This is a genomic window from Streptomyces broussonetiae (genome assembly GCF_009796285.1).
Classification (GTDB): domain Bacteria; phylum Actinomycetota; class Actinomycetes; order Streptomycetales; family Streptomycetaceae; genus Streptomyces; species Streptomyces broussonetiae.
In genome coordinates, this window is the sequence record NZ_CP047020.1 from 3,862,816 (window position 1) to 3,887,621 (window position 24,806).

Sequence of the window (24,806 nt, forward strand, 5' to 3'; positions counted from 1 at the left end):
GTCACTTGCTGTTCTCGGCCAGGGCGAGTGCGTAACTCGCCCACCACTGACCGGCCTTCGGGCCGCCCTTGCACGTCCCGTCCGACTCCCCCGGGCGCTTGACCCACAGGTAGGCGTCCACCAGGGGGTCGGACGTCCGGGTCGTCGGGGCTTGTCCGAGAGCGCGGCCCGGGGGGTTGCACCAGCGCTGGGACGGGTCGCCGGAGGTGGCGGGGCCGTTGCCGTTCCTGCTGGTGTCGATGACGAAGTGCCTGTCGCCCACCTTCGCCGAGAGCTGTTTTCCGTAGGCGAGGGAGTCCTGGGTGGAGTAGAAGTTGGAGACGTTGACCGAGAAGCCGTCGGCCCGGTCGAGGCCGGCCTGCCGCAGGGGCTGGAAGATCTGGTCGGGGTGGCCCCAGCCGGCGTTGCCCGCGTCCAGGTAGACCTTGGTGTTCTTCAGGGACTTGAGCTTGGTGACCGCGCCCTTGAGGAGGTCGTAGCGCTCCTCGTGGAACTGCGCGGGCGTGCAGCCGTCCACCAGGTGCAGGACGGCGTCCGGTTCGAGGATCACGATGGCCGGCCGGTCCTGGATGCCCCGGGCCACGCCGTCGATCCAGGCGCGGTAGGCGTTGCCGTCGGCTGCACCGCCCTGTGAGTACTGGCCGCAGTCGCGGTGCGGGATGTTGTAGAGGACGAGCAGGGCCGTGCGGTCGGAGGTCTCGGCGGCCTCGGTGAAGCCGCGGGCCTCCTGCTCCGGGTTCTCCGGGCCGATCCACTCCCCCACCGGCTGCTCGGCGATCTTCCGGATCTGCTCGGCCTGCGAGGTCTTTCCGGCCTTGGCGTAGGCGGCGAGCCGGCGGGCCGCGGTGCCGTCCGGGTTCACCCAGAACGGGTCGGTGGCTTTGGGCTGTTGGGTGATCCGGGTGTCCGGGCCGGCGTTCCTGTCCCCGCCTCCCGAGGAGCATCCGGCGAGCAGCAGCGCCGCCCCCAGCACGGCCGCCGCACACGCCCGCGCGGACGACCGGGCCCCCCTGTTGTCGTACATGCGATTCCCCCCTGGGCGCACTGGTCGGGTGCCCTGTCCATGCTGGCATGTCCGGACGGTTCGCCACGAGGTCGCACGGCGGGGCGTGCGGGGTCAGTGGGCGCCGGTGAGATAGGCGGAGACCACCACGTTGGCGGTGTAGCTGCGGGTGGCCCGGTCGAAGCTGCCGCCGCAGGTGATCAGGCGGAGTTCGGCGCGGCCGGCCCGGTGGGAGCCGTAGGCCTGGCGGGCGTCGAAGTCGTCGCGGGGCAGCACGCGCACGTCGTCGACGGTGAACTCGGCGGTCTTTCCGTCCGAGCGGACCACCCGGACCGTCGCGCCCGGCGCCAGCGTGCTGAGCTTGTAGAACACGGCGGGCCGGGTCGTGGTGTCGACGTGCCCGACGAGGAGGGCCGCGCCCCTGGCGCCCGGCCTGGTGCCGGCGGCGTACCAGCCGACCACGTCCGGCTGGTCGAAGGGGGGCGGGTCGACGGCGCCCTCGGCGTCCAGGCCGCGGGCCACCACCGGCGCCTGCACGCTCAGTCGCGGAATGTCGACGCGCCGGGGCAGCGCGTCCCCGAGCGGGGCGGCCGGGCGCGGAAGGAAGGCCGGGGCGGTGCCGGAGGGGACCCGGTCACCGGTGGCCGGGCCGTCCGTGCCCCGCGGTACGCCGGTCGTCGCCCGTCCCCACAGCCACAGCCCGAGCAGCAGCAGCGCCCAGGCCAGCACGGTGACCAGCCGTCCGGTTCCGCCGGTGGGGTGCCCGTGCTCGTCGGTCATGCCGGCCTGTCAGCGGGGGTTACGGCTGTTACGGCCCCGATGGGCACGCAGCCCGACGGCGAGTGCGGCGACCGCGGCGAGCCCGATCCCGGTGACCGCCTGGGCGGTGTCGGGTCCCGACTCACTGGTGGCCACGGTGGCGAAGTGCGTGGCGGTGCCGCCGCCGCCCGCGTGGACGGGGGCGACGGGGGAGGCGGCGGGCGGCTGCGTGGGCTCATCGGCCTGGCCGGACCCCCGGCCGGGTGCCGTTCCCGGATCGGCACCTTTTCCCGGGTCGGCTCCCCTTCCCCGGCCGGCCACCGTGATCCTCCCGGTCATGACGTAGTCGGCGCAGCTGATGCGCACGTCGTAGGCGCCGGGCGACAGCGAGGAGCGGACACGGATCTGGCCGGCCAGGGTGCCCCGGCTGCCGGTCAGCCGGGCGTCGGAGACGAACGCGGTCGAGACGGCGGTGCCCACGGCACCGGAGCAGCCGTGGACCCGCAGGGCCACATCGGTCCCGGGGGCCGGGGAGTCGGGGGTCACGGAAACCGAGCCGCTGTCGGCCGCATGGGCCGTCGGGACGAAGGCGGCAACGGCCAGGATTCCGGTACAGACAGTGAGGCGTAGTGAGCCCATCGTGAACCTCCAGTTATCTGGAGGCTCCCCCGCCCCGGGCGCCCCCGCATCCTCGGGAGGCGCCCGATTGCTCCAACCGGGTGAGTCGGGGTTTGGAAGCCCCTGATCAGACCAGGTCGACCAGGTCCGCGATGGAGTCGACGACCTGCGAGGGCCGGAACGGGTACCGGTCGACGTCCTCGGGCTGGGTGACCCCGCTGAGCACCAGGAACGTCCGCATCCCGGCCTCCAGGCCCGCGAGGACGTCGGTGTCCATACGGTCGCCGATCATCGCGGAGGTCTCGGAGTGGGCACCGATGGCGTTCAGGCCGGCCCGCATCATCAGCGGGTTGGGCTTGCCGACGAAGTACGGCTTCTTGCGGGTCGCGGCGGTGATCAGGGCGGCGACCGAGCCGGTGGCGGGCAGGTCGCCCTCGGTGGACGGGCCGACGTTGTCCGGGTTGGTGGCGATGAACCGGGCACCGCCGTTGATCAGCCGGACGGCCTTGGTCAGCGCCTCGAAGGAGTAGGTGCGGGTCTCGCCCAGGATCACGAAGTCGGGGTCGTGGTCGGTGAGGATGTAGCCGATGTCGTGCAGCGCGGTGGTCAGGCCCGCCTCGCCGATGACATAGGCGCTGCCGCCGGGCCGCTGGTCGTCCAGGAACTGGGCGGTGGCGAGCGCGGAGGTCCAGATGTTCTCCTCCGGCACGTCCAGGCCCATCCGGCGCAGCCGGGCGTGCAGATCACGGGCGGTGTAGATGGAGTTGTTGGTGAGCACCAGGAAGGGCCGCCCGGACTCGCGCAGCTTCTTCAGGAAGGCGTCGGCGCCGGGGATCGGGACGCCCTCGTGGATCAGGACACCGTCCATGTCGGTGAGCCATGACTCGATCGGCTTGCGGTCTGCCATGTTGTGCGTCTCCTGGCATACGTACGGTCAAGAAAGCGTGGGGGCGCCGGAACCACGGCGTACCGACGCCCCCAGCCTAGTCAGACCTGCGTGATCCGTACCCCGTCGATCACCCGGTACCCGTTGTTGCCTGCGGTGTGGTGCTCGTGCGGGACGGGTCAGCTGCCGGTGGCCGCCTTCCAGTCCTCGACGTACGACGTGAGGTTCTTGTCGATGTCGTTCCAGTCGGGCGTGAAGAGGTTCACGCCGTCCATGATCTTGGTGAGGTCGATGGCGTCGGCGTCGGTGGCCTTGACGTCCTGGCGGGACGCGAAGCCGCCGCCGATCGAGCTGACCTCCTGCTGCTGCTTCTGCGCGAGCATGAAGTCGAGCAGCTTCCTGCCGTTCTCGCTGTGCGGGGCCTTGCCGACCAGGCCGGCCGCATACGGCAGGGCGAAGGTGGTGGGCTTGCCGTCCTTGCCGGCCGGGAACCAGATGCCGAGGTTCGGCATGGTCTTGGCCTGGGCGTAGTTCATCTGCACATCGCCGTTGGCGACGAGCAGTTCGCCCTTGTCGACCTTGGGCGCGAGCTTGCCGGTGGAGGCGGACGGGCCGACGTTGTTGGCCTGCAGCTTCTTCAGGAAGGCGAGGGCCTGGCCCTTGTCGCCGAAGTCGTGCACGGCCTTGATGAGCACGGCGGTGCCGTCACCGGCGACACCCGGGGTGGAGTACTGCAGCTTGTTCTTGTACTGGGGGTCGAGCAGTTCGTTCCACGTCTTGGGAGCCTGCTTCAGCTCCTTCTTGTTGTAGACGAAGCCGAAGTAGTTGTCGACGACGGAGGTCCAGGTGCCGTCGATGGACTTGTCGGCGCCGCTGACCTGGTCGGCGTCCTTGGGCTCGTACTTCTCCAGCAGGCCCTTGGTGTCGGCCTCCTGGATGAAGGGCGGGAGGGTGACCAGCACGTCGGCCTGCGGGTTGCTCTTCTCGCGGACGGCGCGCTGCACGATCTCGCCCGAGCCGCCCTCGACGTACTTGACCTTGATGCCGGTCTGCTTGGTGAAGTCCGCGAAGACCCTGTCGTACCAGCCGTCGCCGTTCTCGCCCTTGAGGCCGTCGGCGCTGTAGACGGTGACCTCCTTGGCGTTCGAGGCGGAGGAGGAGCCGCCGCAGGCGGCCAGCGCGGGGGTGGCGAGGAGAGCGAGGGCTACGGCGAGCGTGATACGGGTTCTGGGCATGGCGAGGCCAACTCCTGGCATTTTCACGGGGATGACGACGGGGTCGTGGGGGGTGCGGGGGGATGCGGGGGGTCAGCGGTACGACGCCCGGGTGCGGACCCGGGAGACGGCGAACAGGACGATCAGGGTCGCGGCCATCAGCACCACGGCGACGGCGGAACCGGTGAACAGGGCGCCGCGGTCGGTGGCGCCGTAGATCAGGACGGGAAGCGGGGTCCAGTCGGGCGGATAGAGCATCATCGTGGCGCTCAGCTCGCCCATGGACAGGGCGAAGCAGAGGCCGGCGGCGGCGGTCAGGGACGGCAGCAGCAGGGGCAGCCGTACCCGCCACAGCACGTAGGAGGGCCGGGCGCCGAGGGAGGCGGCGGCCTGTTCGTAGGCCGGGTCGAGGCGGGTGATCGCCGCCGACACGGACTGGTGGGCGAAGGCCGTGACCAGCACGGTGTGCGCGAGGATCACGATCCACCGGGTGCCGTTGAGCAGCATCGGCGGCTTGGAGAACGCCACCAGGATCGACAGTCCGACGACGACCGACGGTACGGCGACCGGCAGCACGAAGAGGGCGTCCATGACCCTGCGGTAGCGCTTCTTCAGGGCCGCCGCGGCCAGCGCGGCCCAGGTGCCGACGGTCAGCGCGAGCAGGCTGGCCCCGACGGCGGTGAGCAGGCTGGTGGTGAGCGCCTGCAGGGCCTCGCCGCGGGTGGCGGCACGGTAGTTGGCCGTGGTCGGGCCCGAGGGCAGGACGCTGGACCAGTGGGTGGCGAAGGAGGCGCCGAGGACGACGAGGAGGGGCAGGGCGAACAGCGGCACGAAGAGCAGCAGGAACACCGCCCAGACGGCCCACTTGGCCCCACGGCTATGCACCAGCACGACGGCTCACCACCCGGTAGAGGCCGTACAGCCCCACGGAGATCAGGACGTTGACGACGGCGACCACACACGCGCCCGGATAGTCGGACTCCAGGATCGCCTTGCTGTAGACGAGCGTCGGCAGGGTGGTGACCCCCTTCGCACCGGTGAACAGCACGATGCCGAACTCGTTGAGACAGAGCACGAGGACGAGGCTCCCGCCGGCCGCGAGCGCGGGCAGCGCCTCGGGCAGGATCACCTGCCGCACGATCCGCGGCGCCCGCGCGCCCAGTGAACTGGCCGCCTCCAGCTGCGATGTGTCCAGCTGCGAGAAGGCGGCGAGCAGCGGCCGCATCACGAACGGCGTGAAGTAGGTGACCTCGGCCAGCAGCACGCCCCAGGGGGTGGTCAGGAACTGGAACGGCCCGCTCGCCGCGCCGGTCAGATCCGTCCACGCCCCGTTCGCCATGCCCACGCTGCCGTAGATGAACAGCAGCGCCAGCGTGATCAGGAAGGACGGGAAGGACAGGAACACATCGATGAACCGCGCCACCGCCTTCGCCCCGGGGAACGGCACGAACGCGATGACCAGCGCCAGCAGGAAGCCGAGCACCAGGCAGCCGATGGTGGCGGCCACGGCCAGCCAGACGGTCGTCCACAGCGCGTTGCGGAACGCCTCGGAGGCGAAGACGTCGGCGTACGGCTGCAGGGAGGTGCCGCCGGAGTCGGGCTGGAAGGACTGCTGGACGACGAGGGCGAGGGGGTAGAGGAAGAAGAGGGCGAGGGCGGCGACGGGTGGCAGCGCCCACAGGAACGCCCCGAAGGGGCGCCGCGGGGCCGTGCTCGGCCTGCGGCTGCCGCCACCCGGGCGCGACCGGCCACGGACGGCTCGCGTGGTGCGGACGGTGTCAGCCATGGCTCACCCCGGCAGGGAGCAGCACCGCGTCCTCCGGCGCGAAGTGCAGCGCCACCACGTCCCCGAGCGAGGGCGGGTTCTTCAGCTCACGCAGGTCGGCCATCACGTGGTGCCCGTCGACCTCGACGTACAGCCGGTGCGTGGCGCCGCGCCACTGGATCTCGGTGACGGTGCCGACGAGCCGGTTGGGGCCTTCGCCGAGCCCGACCAGGTGGGGCCGTACGCACAGCGTGGCCCGCGCCCCGGCGAGCACCCCCGTCGTGTCGGCCGTCAGCTCGGTGCCCGCGAAGGAGACCGCGCCGGTCCCGACGGTCACCGGCACCAGGTTCGCGCCGCCCACGAAGGAGGCGGTGAACTCGTTGGCCGGGGCGCGGTACAGCTCCTTGGGCGTGCCGCAGGCCTGCAGCCGCGCCTTGTCCATCACCGCGATCCGGTCGGCCAGGGTCAGCGCCTCGACCTGGTCGTGGGTGACGTACAGCATCGAGACCTCGGGCAACTCCCGGTGCAGCCGGGCGAGTTCGGCCAGCATTCCGGAGCGCAGCTGGGCGTCCAGCGCGGACAGCGGCTCGTCCAGGAGCAGCACGTCCGGCCGGATGGCGAGCGCCCGGGCGATGGCGACCCGCTGCTGCTGTCCGCCGGACAGCTCGCGCGGGTGGCGGCGGGCGTAGGAGGCCATCCCGGTCATCTCGAGTGCCTCGGCGACCCGCTGCCGTATCTCGTTCCTGGGCGTCCTGCGTGCCTTGAGTCCGAAGGCCACGTTCTCGTCGACCCGCAGGTGCGGGAAGAGCGCGTACTGCTGCACCACCATGCCGATACCGCGCCGGTACGGCGGCAGGTCCGTCACGTCCCGGCCGCCGAGGAGCACCCGCCCGGACACGGGCCGTACGAACCCGGCGACCGCCCGCAGCGCGGTGGTCTTGCCGGAGCCGGACGGCCCGAGCAGCGCCATGACCTCGCCGGGCTCGACGGTCAGGTCGAGCGAGTCGAGAGCGAGGGTGTCGACGGTCTTGCCGTCGTAGGCGACGGTGACGGAGTCGAAGCGGATGCCCATCTCAGCGCGCTCCCGACAGCAGGGTGGGCAGGTCGGCGACGGAGTCGAGGACGTGCGTGGCACCGGCCGCGCGGAACGCGTCGTCGCCGTGGGCGCCGGTGCGCACGCCGGCCACCAGCCCGGCCCCGGCCCGTACACCGCTGAGCACGTCGTACGAGGTGTCGCCGACGACGGCGACCTGCGTCGTGCTCTCGGCGGCCTTGGTGTGCAGGAAGGCCTGGAGGACCATGTCCGGGTACGGCCGTCCGCGCCCGCCGGCGTCAGCCGGGCACAGGGTGAGCGCGACGGGGAACGAGGGGTCCCGCCAGCCGAGGGCGTCGAGGATGGCGTCCTGGGTGACGCGGGCGAAGCCCGTGGTCAGCACGACGGTGCGGCCGGCGGCGGCGAGTTCCTCGATGGCCTCACGGGCACCGGGGAGGGGGGCGATCAGACCGCTGTCGACCAGGTCGCCGTACGCCTTCTCGAAGGCGCCGTTGGCGCGCTGGGCGCTGTCCTCGTCGCCGAACAGGTGCCGGAAGACGGAGATCTTGGACTCGCCCATGGTGGCGCGGACGTAGGCCAGGTGCTCGGCGTGCCGGGGCGAGCCGGGCTCGACGCCGAGTTCGGCGGCGGCGGACGCGAAGGCGCGCTCGACGAGGCCGCCGTCGGCGACGGTGGTGCCGGCCATGTCGAGGACGACGAGACGGATGTCGGTCAGGGGGTTGTCGGTCACGGTGCTCACCAGCCCAGTTCGTTCGCGGTCGTTTCGGCCATCGCCGGCGAGCAGGTCATGCCGCGCCCGCCGGGCCCGGTGACCAGCCACACGCCGTCGCTCACCTGCTGGCGGTGCACGACCCGGCTCGTGTCGGTGCACTGCGCGTACACGCCCGCCCAGCGGCGGCGGATCTTGGGCAGCGGCCGGCCGAGGAAGGACTCGACGACCCCGACGAGGTGGTCGTAGGGGTCCTCGACGGTGTCGAAGGCGAAGGGGTGCTCGTACTCGTGGGTGTCGCCGATGGTCAGACCGCCGTCGGCGCGCTGCACCATGAGCAGCTGCATCTTGTTCTCGGAGGCGGTCTGCGCCTGCGGCCGGCCGGCGTTGAGCGCGTCCAGCTCCGGGGAGGCGTAGGCCGGGTAGTAGCGGAAGCTGTCGGCGTCCGCGACCGAGGTGGTCAGCGGCTCGCCCAGCGGGTCGGTCTGCATCATCTGCAGGCGGACGCGGCGCACGGGCAGGTCGGGACCGGCCAGCTCGCGGACCAGGCCGCCGAGCCAGGCGCCGGTGCACAGCACGACGACGTCGCCCTGGTGCACGTCCCCGTGGTCGTCGCGCACGCCTGCGGCGCCGACCACGTCACGCACCTCCCGTCCCGGCAGGAAGGTGTAGTTCGGGGACTTCAGCAGCTCCTCGCGCAGGGCGAGCTGGGCGGTGCGGGGCTCGACGGCGGCGTCGCGCTCGCAGTGCAGTGCGGCGTCGAACTCGCCGCGCAGGGCGGGGTTGACGGCCCGGGCCTCGCTCGGCGTCAGCAGCTTGTAGCCGCGGGCTGCGGCGTCCGGCCGGGCCACGGCGGCCTCGGCGACGGCCAGCTCCAGGTCACCGCGGACCGGGGTCAGCGAGCCGTTGGCCCGGAAGCCCAGCCCAGGCACCCGCCGGCCGATCTCCTCCCACAGCTCCCGGGCCCGCAGCGCGGTCTCGAGTTCTTCTCCACCCGCGCGGCCGCTGACCCAGATCTGTCCGAAGTTGCGCAGTGAGGCGCCGCGCGCCTCCGCCTCACGCTCGATCTGAACGACCTGGTGGCCGCGCTGTACTGCTTGCCAGGCGTGCATGGTGCCCATGACGCCCGCTCCGACGACTATCACTCTCACGGCGGCAACACTCCTCGTGGTCGGGGAACCGGAAGGGTCCGGCTGACAACGAGAGCGTGAACGACCCATCACGTTTGGGCTAGACCCGTTATCTTCTCGTGACATTACAGAGGGTCGGTATCTCCGCCTTTGACTGTTTCTGAGGGTTTCTCAGCCCGTCAGGTGGGCGGTGAAGGAGAACCGGTCACCGCGGTAGAGCGAGCGCACGCGCTCCAGGGGCCGCCCGTCCGTGTCCCGCGAGATGCGGTGGATCAGCAGCATGGGCAGGGCCGGCGGGGTGCCGATGAGCAGGGCCTCACGTGGGGTGGCGAGCACGGTCTCGATGCGCTCGTCGGCGTCGCCGAAGACGAGACCGAGAGCCTTGAGGTAGCCGTAGAAGGAGGAGTCGGGCTCGAAGTCCGTGTCCAGCCGGGGCAGCCGGGCGACGGCGACGTACGTGCTCTCCAGCCCGACCCGCTCGTCGTCGGCCAGCAGCAGCCGCTCCAGGTGCCACACCGGCTCGCCCCGGGTCAGCCCGGTCTCGGCGGCGAGGGCGTCCGGGCAGGGGAAGCGGTCGAGGGTGACGAGGGTACGGCCGGGGGTGAGGCCCTGCCGGCGTACGCCCTCGGTGTAGCTGGCGAGGGACAGCGGCTGGGCGAGCTTGGGTCCGGCGACGACGGTCCCGCGCCCCCGGCGCTGCAGCCGCCCCTCCAGCACCAGCTCGCGCACGGCCTGCCGTACGGTCTCGCGGGCGACGTCGTAGCGCTCGGCGAGATCCCGCTCGGTCGGGATGACGCTCCCCTGCCCCAGTTCCTCGAGCAGCGCGGCGATCCGCGCCTTCACCGCGTAGTACTTGGGAATGCGGCCGTGCTCGGGGATGCCGGAGCGGACGGCGGCGCCGGGGGCCTGGTCGTTCGGGTAGTCCACGCAGGGATCGTCGCAGACGGCGGAGCAGTTGGCGGTACGGGACCCCTCTTCAGCGGCGTCTGCGGGCCAGCAGGAAGGCACCCAGGCCGACTCCGAGCAGGGTGACGGTGGCCGCGAACAGCCCGTGGACGAGCCCGAGCCCGGTGCCCCCCAGCTCCCGGGCCCGCTCCCCGGCCTCCTCCGCCGCTTCGGCGAAGGGCAGGGAGGAGTCGGGGACGGAGGCGGAGGCGGCGCTCGTGGGGGTACCGGTGCTCACCGCGCCCTGCCTGCTGCCGGCGGGACGGGGCTCCACGACCCCGTCCCGCCGGGAGCCTTCGGGCCGGGGCTCCGTGCCGTCCGCGTACGGTCCGATCCCGAACCGGTAGGCGTTGGACTCCCCGACCCAGTCCCCGTCGTCGCCCCGGCGCTGGACGACGGCGGCGTTGGCGGTGACCTGGTCGGGCGCGGTGTCGGAGGTGAGCGCGAGCCTGACCTTGACGCTGACGGTCCTGCCGGGCGGTACGGCGAACCCCGCGAACCCGGCGCCGTCCAGCACCCCGATCAGTTCCTGCTCGTCGGTGGTCCTGAACGACACCGGCCGGGCCCGCGAGCCGTCGTAGAAGTCCAGCTGGGGCTGGTCCGGCCGCAGGGCGCGCTTGTCGTCGACGAGGACCACGACCGGGTGGATACCGGTGCAGGTCCGGCGCGTGGTGTTGGTGAGGTCGATGTACCAGGTGCCGTATCCGCCGCCCGCCTCGTACGAGTCCGGGCCACCGCGGATCCGGGCGGCCAGCGGGAAGGCCCGGGCGTCCGCGCCGACGCAGGCGGGGGGCGCGTCGGCGCGAACGGCCCGGGCGGCGCCGGCGGCCCGGGCGGCCTGCACCGGCGCGGGAGCGAGGACGGTGGCGGCGGCTGCGGAAAGGCAGAGGAACAGGGACGTGCACAGTCGCATGAACACATGACCATGCCGGTCGGCCCCGAGCGCCCTGGTCGCCACTCCGGTACGGGCCGCGAAATCCGCTCGAACAGCCGGTCATGACGACGTCCGGCCGGTCATGGTGGTGCGCGGCCGGTCATGGTGACGTCCGGCCGGTCCCGATGACGTCCGGCCGGTCATGGTCACGTCCGCGGTGACCACGCCGTCCGGATCGCGGCCGCGGGGGCGGGGCCACGGCGGCACGGCGGCCGAGGGCTCCGCCGGTTCTGCCGGTTCTGCCGGTACCGGGTCTTTCGCCCGCGGCTCCGGCGTGGCCGATCGCACCCACGCGGCGACGCCCCACGCCGACAGGGCCTCGCACCCCTTGGGGGCGCCTACGCCCCGCGCCCGAACAGCGGCCCCAGGAGCAACTGCGCCGCCCCCTCGGCGACGGCCCGCTCGCCGCCGCCGGCCACGCGGACCGGTACCTCGCCGCCCAGCGTCCCCTCCCTGCGGGCCCGGTCGGCCAGTACCTCGCCGACTCCCCGCACGAACACCTCCGGCGCCCCGGCGATCGTGCGTCCGCCCAGCAGCACCGCATCGATGTCCAGCAGCCCGACCAGATTCGCCGCCGCCACCCCCAGCACCCGCGCCGCCTCCCCGGGCTCCCCACGCCCCACGGCGGCAAGGCACAGCACCTCCACGCACCCCCGGTTCCCGCACTCACAGGGCGGCCCGTCCAGCTGGATCACCTGGTGCCCGAACTCTCCCGCCCCGGTCCGCACCCCCCGGTGCACACTCCCGCCGATCACCAGACCCGCGCCGAGCCCCGTGCCCAGATGCAGGTACGCGAAGGATCCGGATCCGCCCTCACCCGCCGCCGAAAGCCCCAGCGCCGCGGCGTTGGTGTCCTTGTCCACCACTACCGGCACCCCCAGCCGCTCCCCGAGCGCGTCCCGCAGCGGAAAGCCGTCCCACTCGGGAAAGCCGGTCACCCGGTGCAGCACCCCGCGCGCATGATCGAGCGGCCCGGGCAGCGCCACCCCCACCCCGAGCAGTGTCCCGACCCCGGCGAGCCCCTCGTCCTCGAGGCCCAGCCCGCCCGCGACCAGCCCTTCCACCGCCCGTACGACCACCCCGAGCACCGCCTGTGCGCCGGCCCCCAGATCCAGCTCCGCCCGCCGTTGCCCGACCACGGCCCCGTCCAGGTCGACGAGCACCGCGCGCAGCTCGTCCCGGTCCAGGTGCACGCCCACCGCGTGCCCGGCCTCGGGCACCAGCCGCAGTACGGTCCGCGGCTTGCCCCCGGTCGACGCCCGCCGGCCCGCCTCGGCCGCGTACCCCTCCTCCCGCAGCCGTGCGGTGATCTTGCTGACGGCCTGCGGGGTCAGCCCGGTGCGCTCGGCCAGTTCGAGCCGGCTGACGCCCTGCGCCCCGGCGTCCCGCAGCAGCCCCAGCACCAGCGCGGTGTTGTGGCTGCGCACCACGCCGAGATTGGCTCCCGTCGGCCCGTCGCCGCTCGCCGGCACACCGCTCCCCGTCCTCGTCCTGTTCACGCCACCCATTGTCCTCGCCGCTTGCACTTTGGCAACAGCGTTGCGAAAGTAGGGGGCATGACTGCTACTCCCCTCCGTGTCGGCCTGATCGGCTACGGCCTCGCCGGCTCCGTCTTCCACGCCCCGCTGATCGCCGCGACCGAGGGCCTCGCCCTGGACACCGTGGTCACCTCGAACCCCGAGCGGCAGGAGCAGGCCCGCGCCCGGTTCCCGGACGTCCGCACGGCCGCCGGCCCCGAGGAGCTGTTCGACCGCGCCGACGAGCTGGACCTGATCGTCATGGCGTCCCCGAACAAGACGCACGTGCCGCTCGCCACCACCGCTCTCAAGGCGGGCCTGCCGGTCGTGGTGGACAAGCCGGTCGCCGGCTCGGCCGCCGAGGCCCGCGGCCTCGCGGCCCTCGCCGACGAACGTGGTCTGCTCCTGTCCGTCTTCCAGAACCGCCGCTGGGACAACGACTTCCTGACCCTGCGCCAACTGCTGGCGGACGGCCGGCTCGGTGACGTCTGGCGCTTCGAGTCCCGCTTCGAGCGCTGGCGTCCGCAGCCCAAGGGCGGCTGGCGCGAGTCCGGCGACCCCGCAGAGATCGGAGGTCTCCTCTACGACCTCGGCAGCCATGTGGTCGACCAGGCCCTGGTCCTGTTCGGTCCGGCCACCGAGGTGTACGCCGAGACGGTCGTGCGCCGCCCCGGCGCCGAGACCGACGACGACACCTTCATCGCCCTCACGCACACGAACGGCGTCCGCTCCCACCTGTACGTCTCCGCGACGACCGCCCAGCTCGGCCCGCGCTTCAGGGTGCTGGGCTCGCAGGCGGGCTATGTGAAGTACGGCCTGGACCCGCAGGAGGGGGCTCTCAGGGAAGGCCTGCGGCCCGGACCCCGGTGGGGCGCCGAGCCCGAGTCCCTGTGGGGCCGCATCGGCGCCGGGGAGTCCCCGCTGACCGGCGGCGGCACCCCCGTACCGACCGTGCCGGGCGACTACCCCGCCTACTACGCGGCCGTGGCCGACGCCCTGCGCGGCACCGGCCCCAACCCGGTGACCGCGCTGGAGGCGGCCGACGCCCTCGACGTACTGGAAGCGGCCCGCACGTCGGCCCGCGACAAGGTGACGGTGACGCTCTGATGCCGCGGACCACCCCCGGGTCCGCCCCCGAACCGGCCCCGTCCGTCGCGGAGTTGGAGGCGCAGGAACGCGCTCTGGTCTTCCGGCGGTTCACCCACGACGACGCCTGGGCCCTCGGCTCGCTCCTGGTCGGCCTGGCCCGTGCGCGCCAGGCCCCGGTCGCGATCGACATCCACCGCGCCGGCCAGCAGCTCTTCCATGCGGCCCTGCCGGGCTCCACCCCGGACAACGACGCCTGGATCGCCCGCAAGCGCCGGGTGGTGGAGCGCTACGGCGCCTCCTCCTACCTGGTCGGCACCCGCTTTCGCGCCAAGGGCACGACGTTCGAGGACTCCTCCCGCCTGGACCCCGACACCTACGCGGCGCACGGCGGCTCGTTCCCGATCCGCGTCGAGGACGTGGGCGTCGTCGGCGCGGTGACCGTGTCCGGCCTCCCCCAGCTCCAGGACCACCGGTTCGTCGTGGCGGCCCTGGAACAGTTCCTGAAGGTGTGACGCCCGGCGGGAATCCGTGGGGGATGCCTCCGGTTGGGAAGGGCTGCAGACGTGATGACCACGCACCCGCCCGGAGGGATCGCCCCATGAGCACCTTGAACGGCCTGAAGGACACGATCGGCCGGTACGGCATCTGGACGAGTCTCGCCCCGCACGCGGACGACCAGGCCCGGCTCGCCGAACTGGCCGAGGCATCGGCCGAGTTGGAGGAGCTGGGCTACGGCGCCGTATGGCTGGGCGGCAGCACGGCCGCCCGGCATGCCGCCCCGCTGCTGGAGGCCACCGGCACGCTCACCGTCGGCACCAGCATCCAGAGCATCTGGCAGTACGACGCCGAGGAGAGCGCGGCGGCCTTCGCCGGGGTGGAGGCCGCGCACCCCGGCCGCTTCGTGCTCGGCCTGGGCGTGAGTCACGCCAAGCTCGCCGACCAGTACCGCCGCCCCTACTCGGCCCTGGTCGCCTACCTCGACGCACTGGACGCCGCGGGCGTCCCCGCCGACCGCCGGGTCCTCGCGGCCCTCGGCCCGAGGACCCTGGAACTGTCCCGGGACCGGGCGGCGGGCGCGGTGCCGTACCTGGTCACCGCCGAACACACCGCCCAGGCCCGCGAGATCCTCGGCGACGCCCCGCTGCTCGCGCCCGAGCTGAAGGTCGTCCTGGAGGCCGACCCCGCCCGGGCTCGCGCCATCGCGCGCAAGACCCTCGCGATGTATCTCGCCCTGCCGAACTACACGAACAACTTCCTGCGCCTCGGCTTCACCGAGGACGACGTGACGGGTGGCGGCAGCGACCGCCTGGTCGACGCGGTCTTCGCCTGGGGCGACGAGGCCGGCGTCCGCAACCGCATCGAGGCCTTCCACCGGGCCGGCGCGGACCACGTGGCCCTCCAGGTGATCACCGACGCCGGGCGCGACGCCCTCCCGAGGCAGGAGTGGCGCAGGCTGGCCCGTCTGCTGAAGTGAGCCGCCCCAGGGGCGCGGGGAACCGCGCGCCCGGACACGAACCGGCCGCGGCCGACCACGAAGCCGGTCCCCGGCACTCCCGGCGGAGCGTCTACGCGTCCTTCAGCTCCTGCCGCTGGCGGCCGAGCCCGGCGATCTCCAGCTCGACGACGTCCCCGGCCCTCAGGTACGGCTTGGGCTCGGGGTGCCCCATGGCCACCCCCGCCGGCGTTCCCGTGTTGATGACGTCCCCGGGGTAAAGGGTCATGAACTGGCTGACGTACCGCACGACTTCGCCCACCGGGAAGATCTGCTCGGCCGTCGTGCCGTCCTGCTTCAGCTCCCCGTTGACCCACAGCTTCAGCGACAGATCCTGTGGGTCGCCGACCTCGTCCGCCGTCACCAGCCACGGCCCCAGCGGATTGAACGTCTCGCAGTTCTTGCCCTTGTCCCAGGTCCCGCCCCGCTCGATCTGGAACTCGCGCTCGGAGACGTCATGGGCCACCGCGTACCCGGCGACATGGGCGAGCGCCGCCTCGGCGGACTCCACGTAGCGGGCCGTACGTCCGATGACGACGGCCAGCTCCACCTCCCAGTCGGTCTTCACGGAGCCGCGCGGGACGAGCACGGTGTCGTTCGGGCCGACGACCGTGTCCGGCGCCTTGAAGAAGACGACCGGCTCGGCGGGCGGCCGGGCGCCGGTCTCGCGGGCGTGGTCGTGGTAGTTGAGCCCGATGCACACGATCTTCCCGATCCGGGCGAGCGGCGGCCCGGTCCGGAGCCCGGCCGCGTCCAGCGCGGGCAGCTCGCCGGACTGGGCCGCCGCCCGTACCCGGCCGAGCGCGGCCTGGTCGGCGAGGAGCCCGCCGTCGATGTCGGCCACGATGCCGGACAGGTCCCGGAGCGTTCCCTCCGCATCGAGCAGCGCGGGCCGCTCGGCCCCTGCCGTACCCACTCGCAGCAGCTTCATGGTCACCATCTCCCTCGATCGCGGGCGCCCGACCGATGGGTGCAGCCATCGGAGGACTGGCCGATCCTCCAATCCCACGGTCCACTCCGCAAGACCCTGTTCAGGTACTGGACCGTAACCCCGCCTCGTCAGCGGTACAGCGCGGCCCGCTCCACGGCGGTCCAGGCCGTGCTGGTCACGACGTACAGCGCGGCCGCCAGCGGCACGACGGCGACCGTGACGAGCGTGAGGAACGACATGAACGGCGAGAGTTCATATGATCGACTCGGCCAAGGGGGAGCCGTAGGGGGAGTACACGCGTGCCACGCACACCGAGTTGCATCCTGACCGACGCGTCCGTCGCGCAGGTCACCGACGGCCATGCGGCGGACCGGTTCGTCGAGATCGGCTCGTTCACCAAGGTGCTCACCGGCACCGCACTCATGCGCATGGCCGCGGCGGGCCTGCTCGACCCGGACGACCCCGTCGAGCGCTGGCTCCCCGCCGCTCCGGGCACGGGGGTCACCCTGCGGAACCTGGCCGACCACACCTCGGGGCTGCCCCGCCTTCCTCCCGGGACGGGCCTGCGTGATCCGTACGCCGCGTTCGACCGTGCCGCCCTGCACCGGCTGCTCGGCCGGCTGGACCAGGTCGTGGTCCGGCCGCCGGGGCAGGAGGAGTACTCCAATCTCGGGTACGCCGTCCTCGGCGCGGCCCTGGTCGCGGCGGCCGGGACGGCGTACGAGGAACTGCTCGCCGAGCATGTGCTGCGGCCGCTGGCGGTGAACGAGGTGAGCGTGCGGCCCGACGCGGGCCGGCGGCTGCTCGCCCCGGGGCTGTTCGGCCGGGACCGGCGGCCCTGGACCATGACCGGGGCGATCCTTCCGGCGGGCGGACTGTGGGCCACTCCGCGTGCGGTCGCCGATCTGCTGGTCCGGCTGGTGATCGAACGTCGGCTGGGCGATCCGGCCCCCTCCTGGCAGACGGCCGGGTCCCTGCTCTGGCACAACGGCGCGACCCGGGACGCCTCGCTCTTCACCGGCGCGACGGCGGACGGCCGGTGGGTGGTCGTCCACCGGCTGGGCGGCGACTCGGACGCGACCGACCGGACCGGCATCGACCTCCTCGCCGGGCGCGGCACGGCCGGTTCCTGAACAGACGTTCAGGCGGACGCGCCCTCCGGCGGCTCCAGGGGCTCCAGCAGCCGCCTGGGCCTGAGCAGCGCCCGGCTGACGGGGTCCGCCGGGTCCGGGTCGAGCCCCGGGCCTGGCTCCATGACCACGTCCCCGACCGGTACGACACCTCCGCACGCGGGGCATTCGCCGTACGGCCCGAGTTCGGTGCCGCACGACGCGTGCCGGAAGTAACGCAGCCGGCCGTCGGTGAAGTGCTCGCGCCCCCACAGGCCGAGCGAGCGCAGCGTGGGCCACAGGGCGATGCCGCGCTCGGTCAGGACGTACTCGTCGCGGGGCGGCGACTGCTGGTACCGGCGCTTTTCGAGGATGCCCTCGGCGGTCAGCATCTGCAGCCGGGCGGCCAGGACGGCGCGCGGGATGCCGAGGTGGACGAGGAAGTCGTTGTAGCGGCGCACGCCGTACAGCGCGTCCCGGACGACGAGCAGCGTCCAGCGCTCGCCGACGACCTCGAGTGCGCGGGCGATCGAGCACTCCTGTGTCACGTAGTCCTTGCCCAGTGCCATGCCGTCCACTGTAGCCACTTTCCGACGCCTTGGTTCGGTGACCGAACCCATGATGCTACGGTGGCCCGGTCAGGTCAGTTCAATGACTGAACCGTAAGGATCACGCCATGACCGGGCTCGACTCCCCGACCAACACCCCCATCCCCACCCCGACTCCCGCCGCTCACGACGCGACGGCCCGGGACGCCCCCGCACGCCCCCGGGCCACCCTTGCCCTGACCAGCGCGGCCACCGCCGTGGCCCTGATGACGTACACGGCCCCGATGGTCACGCTCCCGGACACGGCGAGCGCCCTGCACACCTCCCTGTCCGCCCAGGCCTGGCTGCTGAACGGCACCCCGCTCGGCCTCGCCGCGCTCCTGCTGGTGGCCGGCAGCCTCGCCGACGACTACGGCCGCCGCCGGCTCTTCCTCAGCGGCACCCTGGCCCTCGGCCTCACCACCGTCCTCGGCGCCTTCGCGACCTCGACCTGGCAGTTCACGCTCGCCCGCATCGCTCAGGGGGCGGCGAGCGCGGCGCTCCTCGCCAGCAGCCTGGGCCTGTTGGTGACGGCGTTCCCCTCGCCGCGCGGCCGGCTGCACGCGACCGCCGTCTGGGGCGCCTTCGTCAGCGGCGGCATCGCGGCCGGCCCGCTGATCGCGGGCGCGCTGCCCAGCTGGCGGGTGGCCTACGGCGTGCTGGGCGCCGCCGCCCTCCTCGTGGCCGCACTCGGCACCCGTACGCTCACCGAGTCCCGCGCCCCGCGCGGCGGCCGGCCGGACGTGCTCGGCGCGCTCACCTTCGGGCTGGCCCTGGTGTCCCTGGTCGCGGCCCTGACGCTGGGCCGCGACGGCTGGCTGCGCGCACCGGTCGGCCTCCTCCTCGCGGCCGCCGTGGTCCTCATCGCGCTGTTCGTCGCCGTGGAACACCGGGTCGGGACCCCGATGATCGACCTCGGCCTGCTGCGCCACCCGCCGTTCCTGGCCTCGGCCGCCGGCGGCCTGTTCACCGGCCTCGCCGTGATCGCCCCGTTCAGCTTCCTGCCCGCCCTGATCCAGCAGACGCTCCGGCTGTCCCCGATGGACACGGCCTGGCTGCTCCTGCTCTGGTCCGGGCTGAGCTTCGCGGTCGCCCTCCAGGTCAAGCACCTGGCCGGCCGGATCGCCCCGCGCCTGCAGCTGGCCGCCGGCTTCACCCTGCACGCCGTCGCCGTCCTGACCATGCTCGGCGCCGTCGGCTCCGGCTCCTGGACCCGGCTGCTGCCCGGCCTGATCGTCGGCGGAGTGGGCAGCGGCCTGCTCAACGGGGCGCTGCCCCTGCTCGCCGTGGACTCGGTTCCGCGCGAACGGGCCGCGATGGGCTCCGGAGCCCAGCAGACCTTCCGCTACATCGGCTCCAGCGCGGGCGTGGCCCTGACCATCGCCCTCGCCACCTCCTCCGGCACCCTCGCCCACGGCGCGGACGTCGCCCTGCTGGTGTCGGCGGGCCTGGCGGCGGTGGGGGTGGCGAGCATGCTGGGTCTGCGGGAGGGCTGACGGTGCCGGTCGCTCACCTGGGCCGCACGGACACGAGTCTGCCCCAGACCACCATCCGGTAGCGCGAGGTGAACTCGGGGGTGCAGGTGGTCAGGGTGATGTAGAAGCCGGGCCGGTCGTACCCGTAGCGGGGGTGGACGAGGGAGCGCGGGACGGGCCGGACGACCCCCGAGTCCATGGCGGACGTCTGCGGCAGGATCTGGTCGACGTCGTACGTGTACGTCGCCGTGCCCGTCTCCACCTCGATGTCGTCCCCGCGCCGCAGCCGGGGCAGGTACCGGAAGGGCTCACCGTGTGTGTTGCGGTGCCCGGCGAGCGCGAAGTTCCCTGCCTGGCCCGGCTGTTGGGTGCCGCGGTAATGGCCGACGTACCCCTTGTTCAGCACGTCCGCCTTGCTCACCCCCTCGGCGACGGGGACGCGCAGCCCCAGCCGGGGAATGTCGAGCACGGCGTACGCCTGGGACCGGCGGGGCAGGGCGACGGGAACGGACGACGACCGCGGCGCACGGGAGGCGGTCGCGCCCCCACTCGCCTCAGTGGCCGTGGGCGAGGCGGAGGGGGCGGGCCGCGTACCACCGGAGCCCGCGTCCGGTCCCCCGCTCCCCCACTCCCGCTCCAGCGTCTGCACCTGCCGCTCGGCGCCGCGCTTCGCCTCCCGGTTGGTCCACCACAGCTGGTGCACGACCAGCAGCATCAGCAGCACCCCGACGGTGACGAGCGCCTCGCCCCCGCCCCACAGCGCACGACGGCGCCGGGCGCGCCTGCGCCGGTCGCCGTGCCCCACGACCCGCACACCCGACGCCACGAACATCCGCACCCACCTCCACGGGAGCCGCCCGCACGATAGGCGCAGCGGGCACAACTGGCCATAGCCGCACGGCGTCCGGGAGGCCGGACGCGCTTCCTCAACGGGTTTTAGAAAGCAGTGTCAGAACCCTCGACAACCCCGCCCGTCTCCCCCGATGCTTCCTGCTGCCGGAGCCGCAACGGAAACCGGAGCCGCACCGAAGAGCGCACCCGCGACAGAGAGCGGAGAAGCCATGATCCGACGCAGAACACTGCTGGCCGCAGCGGGCGGCGGCGTCCTGGGCAGCGCCCTGGCGACAGGAACGGCACGGGCGGACGCCACGGTTTCCGTCAACCCGTCGTCCACCTACGGCAGTTGGGAGGGCTGGGGCACGTCCCTGGCCTGGTGGGCGAACGTCTTCGGCGCACGGGACGACTTCGCGGACCTCTTCTTCACGACGAGAACCACGACGTACAACGGCACGGCCCTGCCCGGCCTGGGCCTGAACATCGCCCGCTACAACCTGGGCGCGTGCAGCTGGAACAGCGTGAACGGCGAGTCGATGGCCGCCTCCCCGAACATCCCCTCCTTCAAGCAGATCGAGGGCTACTGGCAGGACTGGACGAGCGAGGACCCGGCCTCCTCGTCGTTCAGGTGGACGGCGGACGCGACACAGCGCGCGATGCTGGTGAAGGCGGCCGAACGCGGCGCGACCACCGAGCTGTTCGCCAACTCGCCGATGTGGTGGATGTGCCTGAACCACAACCCCTCGGGCGCGGCCGGCGGCGGCAACAACCTCCAGTCCTGGAACTACCGCCGGCACGCCTCCCACCTGGCCGCGGTCGCGCTGTACGCGCAGCAGAACTGGGGCGTGGCCTTCACGACGGTCGAGGCCTTCAACGAACCCTCGTCGTCCTGGTGGACCGCCACCGGCACCCAGGAGGGCTGCCACATCGACGCCACCGTCCAGGCGGCCGTACTCCCGTACCTGCGCAGCGAGTTGGACCGGCGCGGCCTGACGGCGACGAGGATCTCGGCATCCGACGAGAACACCTACGACCTGGCCCGCACGACGTGGAACTCCTTCTCCGCGACGACGCGGGGCTACGTGGACCGGGTCAACGTCCACGGCTACCAGGGCTCCGGCGGGCGCCGCGACCTGCTCTACACGGACGTGGTGACGACGGCCGGCAAGGGCCTGTGGAACTCGGAGACGGGCGACGGCGACGCGACGGGCCTCACCCTGGCGGGCAACCTCCTCTACGACTTCCGCTGGCTGCACCCCACGGCCTGGGTGTACTGGCAGGTCATGGACCCCAGCCCGGGCTGGGCGACGATCACGTACGACGCCGCCGCCCGCTGGCCGGGAGCGGTGCAGACGAAGTACTACACGCTGGCCCAGTTCACCCGGCACATCCGCCCCGGGATGACGATCCTGGACACGGGCGTGAGCTACGCGGCGGCGGCACTGGACAGGGCGGCGCAGCGCCTGGTGATCGTCGCGGCGAACACGTCGTCGTCCGCCCAGACCCTGACCTTCGACCTCTCGTCCTTCTCCTCGGTGACCGGCGGCCCGGGCGGCCTGGTACCCCGCTGGAACACGGTCACGACGGGCGGCTCGGACCTCTACACGGCCCACTCGGACACCTACCTGTCCGGCAGGACGGTGGCCGTCCCCTTCGCGGCGAAGTCGGTGCAGACGCTGCAGGTGGACGGGGTCAGCGTGTGAGGGCCGACGGCAGCGGAAGGGCGTCCTGGTAGCCGTTGACCGGCCGGGCGACCTGCTCGACCGTCAGGGCGTCCAGCGCGACCGGCGCGGACCTGGTCCCCAGCGTCCCGCCGGGGTGCCAGGTCCCGGTGACCGTCACCCAGCCGTTCGCGCGCGGCACGTCACCGCCGTAGATCCGTACCTTCACGGACTGGGCGTCCGCCGCACAGCAGTTGATGATGATCCGCGTCAGATCCCAGCCTCCGTCCCCATGGGGCGTGACGATCCCGGTCATCAGGATCGTGCGCCCCCTGAGGGACTGCCCGCGGTCCTGCTGCACCCGGCTGGTGAAGTCGGAGAGGGTCATGGGCAGGGGCGAGGTGTGCGGCAGCGGATCGAAGGTCTGCCGCTCGGCGACGGGCTTGGCCGGCTGCCGGGAGGCGGTGTAGGCGCCGAGGGCGGGCGGGGCGTAGCAGAGCAGGCTGAGCGCGGGCAGGAGCAGGAGCCAGGCGACGCGGGGGAGCCGCGAGTGGTCATGGCCGTGGTGGCCTTCTTCGTGCGGCTGCCGGCGGTCGAGGAGGGCACTGGCGACGCCCAGCAGGACCAGGACGACGCCGGAGGCGATGAGCAGGGGCCGCATGCTCTCCTTGACGTACCGCAGGCAGAGGTCGGTGAAGAGGGAGACGTTCAGCAGCCCGAGCCCGCACAGCACGAGCAGCCCCGCCTGGAGGAGACGTTTCACAGCAGGCCGTTTCACAACAGGGCTCCCCCGATCAGCGCGCTGCACGCGACGGCGACGACGGTGGTGGCGGCGCAGAACCGTACGGCGAAGGCCCGCCCGAAGGTCCCCGCCTGCAGGGCGATGAGCTTGAGGTCGACCATGGGTCCGACGACCATGAACGCGAGCCGCGCCACCGCCGGGAACCCGGTGAGCGAGGCGGCGAGAAAGGCGTCGGCCTCGGAACAGACGGCGAGCAGGACGGCGAGCCCGGCCAGGAAGAGCACGGACAGCCAGGGCGACCCGGCGAAGGTGTCGAGCACGGAGCGCGGAACGGTGACGTTGAAGGTGGCCGCCGCCATGGCCCCGAGCACGAGGAACCCGCCGGCGTGCAGGAAGTCGTGCTGGAAGCCGAGCCGGAACTCGTTCCAGCGGCTGTGCCCGTGCCGGTGGCCGGTGTGCCGTTGCCGCAGGTCGGGCCGGAGCCACTCGGCCCGCCCGAACCGCAGCCACAGCCAGCCCATGACGACGGCGGTGACGAGCGAGGCGAGCAGCCGGGCCAGCACCATGAGGGGCTGCCCGGGAAACGCGATCGCGGTGGCGGTGAGAACGACGGGATTGATGGCGGGCGCGGAGAGCAGAAACGCGAAGGCGGCGGACGGGGCGACCCCGCGGCCGATGAGGCTGTTCGCGACGGGCACGGAAGCGCACTCGCACCCCGGCAGCACCACCCCCGCGACCCCGGCCACGGGCACGGCGAGCACGGGCCGCCGGGGCAGGAAGCGCGTGAACACCCGCTCGGGCACGAACGCGTTGATCGCCCCGGACAGCGCGGTCCCGAGCAGCAGAAAGGGCGTGGCCTGCACGGTCACGGCCAGGCAGACGGTCCGCCAGGCCTGCACGGCCGGTGCGTCCCCCCACCGCCCGGCGGCGAAGAGAAGGACCCCTGGCACGACGGCGGAGGCCACGAGCAGCAGGGGCCAGTACCGGGGCAGCGGGGCGCCCGGCTCGTCCCCGACGACCTGCCGATCACGGTCGGCCGCCACCACCCCACCCGCGCTCTTCACGGAACCCCCACTGAATGCCCGTATCTGCGATGCTCGCACGAAGACAGACGAAGGATAGGGGGCCTTCCTGTACGCCCCCTCCGCGCCTCACTTTTGTCACCGCTCGGCAGTACGGTGTCCCCCATGCGCCCCGACACTCCTGCCGAGAACGTCGACCACACCGCCGAAGCGGCACGCCTGGAGCGGATCGCCGGGCTGTACCCCGAGGACGCCGAGGCCCTGCTCCTCCGCGCGGCGGCACACCTGGAACTCTCCGGCGACCGCCCCGCCGCGACAGCGCTCTACGACCGCCTGCTGTCGTCCCCGGACGGCCTGGACGACCCTCCCCTGGTCCGGGCCCTGAAGGCCTCGAACCTCTGGGAGTACGGCCACGAGGCGGAGGCGAGGGCGATCATCGAGGGCATCCGGCTGGCCGCCCCGCGCGACCCGGCCCCCTGGGTGATCGTGGCCGAGGCCCTCGAGGGGCACGACGAGCTGGAGGCGGCGGAGGAGACCTTCACGGAGGGAGCCCGCCTGCTCCTGCCGACCGACGCGGAGCCCCCCGCCGCCACCCACCCCCTCCTCTACGGCCGCCACCGCGTGCGCCGCATGCTGGGCCTGGCGCACGACGACTGGGACACCCTGGCGGACACGTTGCACGCGTCCCCGGTCTCCCTGGACGAACTCCACGACCCCAAGCGGATCTGGTCCCTGGGCTCGGACAACCCCGTGGAACTGGCCGCCGAGATCTCCCGCCTCCAGGCCGAACTGGGCGCCTACCGGGAGGCCCTGTCCCGCCCCTTCCCGGTGGCGGTGCTCCACTGGCCGGCCTCCGAACTGACGGAGCTGCTGTCGGCGTATCCGACCCTGGCATCCGAATACCCCTCCCACGAGACCCACCTGTCGACCATAGAGTCCTCGCTGCGCGAACTGTCGTCGTCCGGGACGGGGAACCTGGGCATCGTCACGGGCACGGTCCCGTCGTACGAGGCCTTCGCGGCGTCGGAACAGTCCTCCCCGGAGGACATGACGCTGCTGCCGCAGTACGCGACGACGCTGGCGGCTCGGGGGAGGGCGGTTGCCTGGCCGCCTCAGAGGGGGGCGGGGTGTTGGTGTGGGGCAGCTGAGGGGTACGAGGGCTGTCACGGCCAGTAAGAGCGCCGGTACCTGAGCCACAAACCGCAAGCCGGAGCGCCGCCCGCTCCCCGAGACAATGCCGAGACGCGGGCGGCCCTCACGGCCACTGCAGAGCCCCAGCACACCGATCATGTTTGGGCACACGGCCTTCGTCTGTCAGTGGCTGCTGTTA

At 72.7% G+C, this 24,806-nt stretch carries 25 protein-coding genes; 7 read left to right on the plus strand and 18 right to left on the minus strand.

What is annotated here, in order from left to right:
* Window position 1: 1 nt before the first annotated feature.
* The 13 genes from GQF42_RS17895 to GQF42_RS17955 form a co-directional block, all read right to left on the minus strand.
* Window positions 2-1,024 (minus strand): glycoside hydrolase family 6 protein, encoded by a 1,023-nt coding sequence (locus tag GQF42_RS17895; RefSeq protein ID WP_158921137.1) that lies wholly within the window; start codon window positions 1,022-1,024, stop codon window positions 2-4.
* Window positions 1,025-1,117: 93 nt separating this feature from the next.
* The gene (locus GQF42_RS17900) at window positions 1,118-1,783 is read right to left on the minus strand and encodes a class F sortase (protein WP_158921139.1); all 666 of its coding nucleotides are present in this window, start codon (window positions 1,781-1,783) and stop codon (window positions 1,118-1,120) included.
* Window positions 1,784-1,792: 9 nt separating this feature from the next.
* On the minus strand, window positions 1,793-2,401 hold the full coding sequence (locus tag GQF42_RS17905) for a hypothetical protein (protein ID WP_158921141.1): 609 nt from the start codon (window positions 2,399-2,401) through the stop codon (window positions 1,793-1,795).
* A gap of 106 nt (window positions 2,402-2,507) precedes the next feature.
* A complete protein-coding gene (locus GQF42_RS17910) occupies window positions 2,508-3,287 on the minus strand; it encodes an HAD-IIA family hydrolase (protein ID WP_158921143.1) in 780 nt (259 codons plus the stop codon).
* Between the two features lie 158 nt (window positions 3,288-3,445).
* Entirely contained in the window at window positions 3,446-4,501 is a 1,056-nt protein-coding gene (locus GQF42_RS17915) for a 2-aminoethylphosphonate ABC transporter substrate-binding protein (RefSeq protein ID WP_158921145.1), read from the minus strand.
* Between the two features lie 72 nt (window positions 4,502-4,573).
* The gene (locus GQF42_RS17920) at window positions 4,574-5,371 is read right to left on the minus strand and encodes an ABC transporter permease (protein ID WP_158921147.1); all 798 of its coding nucleotides are present in this window, start codon (window positions 5,369-5,371) and stop codon (window positions 4,574-4,576) included.
* Complete coding sequence (locus GQF42_RS17925; protein WP_158921149.1) at window positions 5,358-6,266, minus strand: 2-aminoethylphosphonate ABC transporter permease subunit; 909 nt, start codon at window positions 6,264-6,266, stop codon at window positions 5,358-5,360. Before GQF42_RS17925 ends, GQF42_RS17920 begins: the two co-directional genes overlap by 14 nt.
* Window positions 6,259-7,317, minus strand: coding sequence for an ABC transporter ATP-binding protein (locus GQF42_RS17930; RefSeq protein WP_158921151.1), 1,059 nt, complete (start codon window positions 7,315-7,317; stop codon window positions 6,259-6,261). Before GQF42_RS17930 ends, GQF42_RS17925 begins: the two co-directional genes overlap by 8 nt.
* Window position 7,318: 1 nt before the next feature.
* Complete coding sequence (locus tag GQF42_RS17935; protein ID WP_158921153.1) at window positions 7,319-8,038, minus strand: HAD family hydrolase; 720 nt, start codon at window positions 8,036-8,038, stop codon at window positions 7,319-7,321.
* Window positions 8,035-9,159 (minus strand): TIGR03364 family FAD-dependent oxidoreductase, encoded by a 1,125-nt coding sequence (locus tag GQF42_RS17940; protein WP_158921155.1) that lies wholly within the window; start codon window positions 9,157-9,159, stop codon window positions 8,035-8,037. Before GQF42_RS17940 ends, GQF42_RS17935 begins: the two co-directional genes overlap by 4 nt.
* A gap of 150 nt (window positions 9,160-9,309) precedes the next feature.
* Window positions 9,310-10,065 (minus strand): GntR family transcriptional regulator, encoded by a 756-nt coding sequence (locus tag GQF42_RS17945; RefSeq protein ID WP_158921157.1) that lies wholly within the window; start codon window positions 10,063-10,065, stop codon window positions 9,310-9,312.
* Window positions 10,066-10,114: 49 nt separating this feature from the next.
* Window positions 10,115-11,002: a hypothetical protein gene (locus GQF42_RS17950; RefSeq protein ID WP_158921159.1), complete on the minus strand. Its 888-nt coding sequence runs from the start codon at window positions 11,000-11,002 to the stop codon at window positions 10,115-10,117.
* Window positions 11,003-11,355: 353 nt separating this feature from the next.
* Complete coding sequence (locus GQF42_RS17955) at window positions 11,356-12,525, minus strand: ROK family transcriptional regulator (protein WP_158921161.1); 1,170 nt, start codon at window positions 12,523-12,525, stop codon at window positions 11,356-11,358.
* 48 nt (window positions 12,526-12,573) lie between these two features.
* Here GQF42_RS17955 and GQF42_RS17960 point away from each other — a divergent pair, with 48 nt between their 5' ends.
* The 3 genes from GQF42_RS17960 to GQF42_RS17970 all read left to right on the plus strand — a co-directional run bounded on the left by GQF42_RS17960 (window position 12,574) and on the right by GQF42_RS17970 (window position 15,097).
* Entirely contained in the window at window positions 12,574-13,641 is a 1,068-nt protein-coding gene (locus GQF42_RS17960) for a Gfo/Idh/MocA family protein (protein ID WP_158921163.1), read from the plus strand.
* Window positions 13,641-14,135 (plus strand): heme-degrading domain-containing protein, encoded by a 495-nt coding sequence (locus tag GQF42_RS17965; RefSeq protein WP_158921165.1) that lies wholly within the window; start codon window positions 13,641-13,643, stop codon window positions 14,133-14,135. The genes GQF42_RS17960 and GQF42_RS17965 overlap by 1 nt, the downstream gene beginning before the upstream one ends.
* An 86-nt stretch (window positions 14,136-14,221) precedes the next feature.
* Entirely contained in the window at window positions 14,222-15,097 is an 876-nt protein-coding gene (locus GQF42_RS17970; protein ID WP_158921167.1) for an LLM class F420-dependent oxidoreductase, read from the plus strand.
* 91 nt (window positions 15,098-15,188) lie between these two features.
* Here GQF42_RS17970 and GQF42_RS17975 read toward each other — a convergent pair whose 3' ends face one another.
* Entirely contained in the window at window positions 15,189-16,046 is an 858-nt protein-coding gene (locus GQF42_RS17975; protein WP_158921170.1) for a fumarylacetoacetate hydrolase family protein, read from the minus strand.
* A 299-nt stretch (window positions 16,047-16,345) separates the two neighbouring features.
* On the opposite strand from GQF42_RS17975, the gene GQF42_RS17985 reads away from it, so the two are divergent.
* Window positions 16,346-17,179 (plus strand): serine hydrolase domain-containing protein, encoded by an 834-nt coding sequence (locus tag GQF42_RS17985; protein ID WP_158921174.1) that lies wholly within the window; start codon window positions 16,346-16,348, stop codon window positions 17,177-17,179.
* Between the two features lie 8 nt (window positions 17,180-17,187).
* On the opposite strand, the gene GQF42_RS17990 is transcribed toward GQF42_RS17985, so the two are convergent.
* Window positions 17,188-17,724, minus strand: coding sequence for a winged helix-turn-helix transcriptional regulator (locus GQF42_RS17990; protein ID WP_158921176.1), 537 nt, complete (start codon window positions 17,722-17,724; stop codon window positions 17,188-17,190).
* Window positions 17,725-17,831: 107 nt separating this feature from the next.
* Between GQF42_RS17990 and GQF42_RS17995 the strand changes: the two genes are divergently transcribed.
* A complete protein-coding gene (locus tag GQF42_RS17995) occupies window positions 17,832-19,238 on the plus strand; it encodes an MFS transporter (RefSeq protein WP_158921178.1) in 1,407 nt (468 codons plus the stop codon).
* Between the two features lie 13 nt (window positions 19,239-19,251).
* Here the strand turns inward: GQF42_RS17995 and GQF42_RS18000 are convergent, their stop codons facing one another.
* Window positions 19,252-20,049, minus strand: a complete 798-nt coding sequence (locus GQF42_RS18000; RefSeq protein WP_158921180.1) for a class E sortase — start codon at window positions 20,047-20,049, stop codon at window positions 19,252-19,254.
* Between the two features lie 229 nt (window positions 20,050-20,278).
* Here GQF42_RS18000 and GQF42_RS18005 point away from each other — a divergent pair, with 229 nt between their 5' ends.
* Entirely contained in the window at window positions 20,279-21,754 is a 1,476-nt protein-coding gene (locus GQF42_RS18005) for a glycoside hydrolase (protein WP_158921182.1), read from the plus strand.
* On the opposite strand, the gene GQF42_RS18010 is transcribed toward GQF42_RS18005, so the two are convergent.
* Together GQF42_RS18010 and GQF42_RS18015 are read right to left on the minus strand one after the other, a co-directional pair.
* The gene (locus GQF42_RS18010) at window positions 21,744-22,475 is read right to left on the minus strand and encodes a TIGR03943 family putative permease subunit (protein WP_158921184.1); all 732 of its coding nucleotides are present in this window, start codon (window positions 22,473-22,475) and stop codon (window positions 21,744-21,746) included. The genes GQF42_RS18005 and GQF42_RS18010 overlap by 11 nt on opposite strands.
* A gap of 11 nt (window positions 22,476-22,486) precedes the next feature.
* Window positions 22,487-23,497: a permease gene (locus GQF42_RS18015; protein ID WP_407699532.1), complete on the minus strand. Its 1,011-nt coding sequence runs from the start codon at window positions 23,495-23,497 to the stop codon at window positions 22,487-22,489.
* 144 nt (window positions 23,498-23,641) lie between these two features.
* On the opposite strand from GQF42_RS18015, the gene GQF42_RS18020 reads away from it, so the two are divergent.
* On the plus strand, window positions 23,642-24,652 hold the full coding sequence (locus GQF42_RS18020; RefSeq protein WP_158921188.1) for a hypothetical protein: 1,011 nt from the start codon (window positions 23,642-23,644) through the stop codon (window positions 24,650-24,652).
* Window positions 24,653-24,806: the final 154 nt, after the last annotated feature.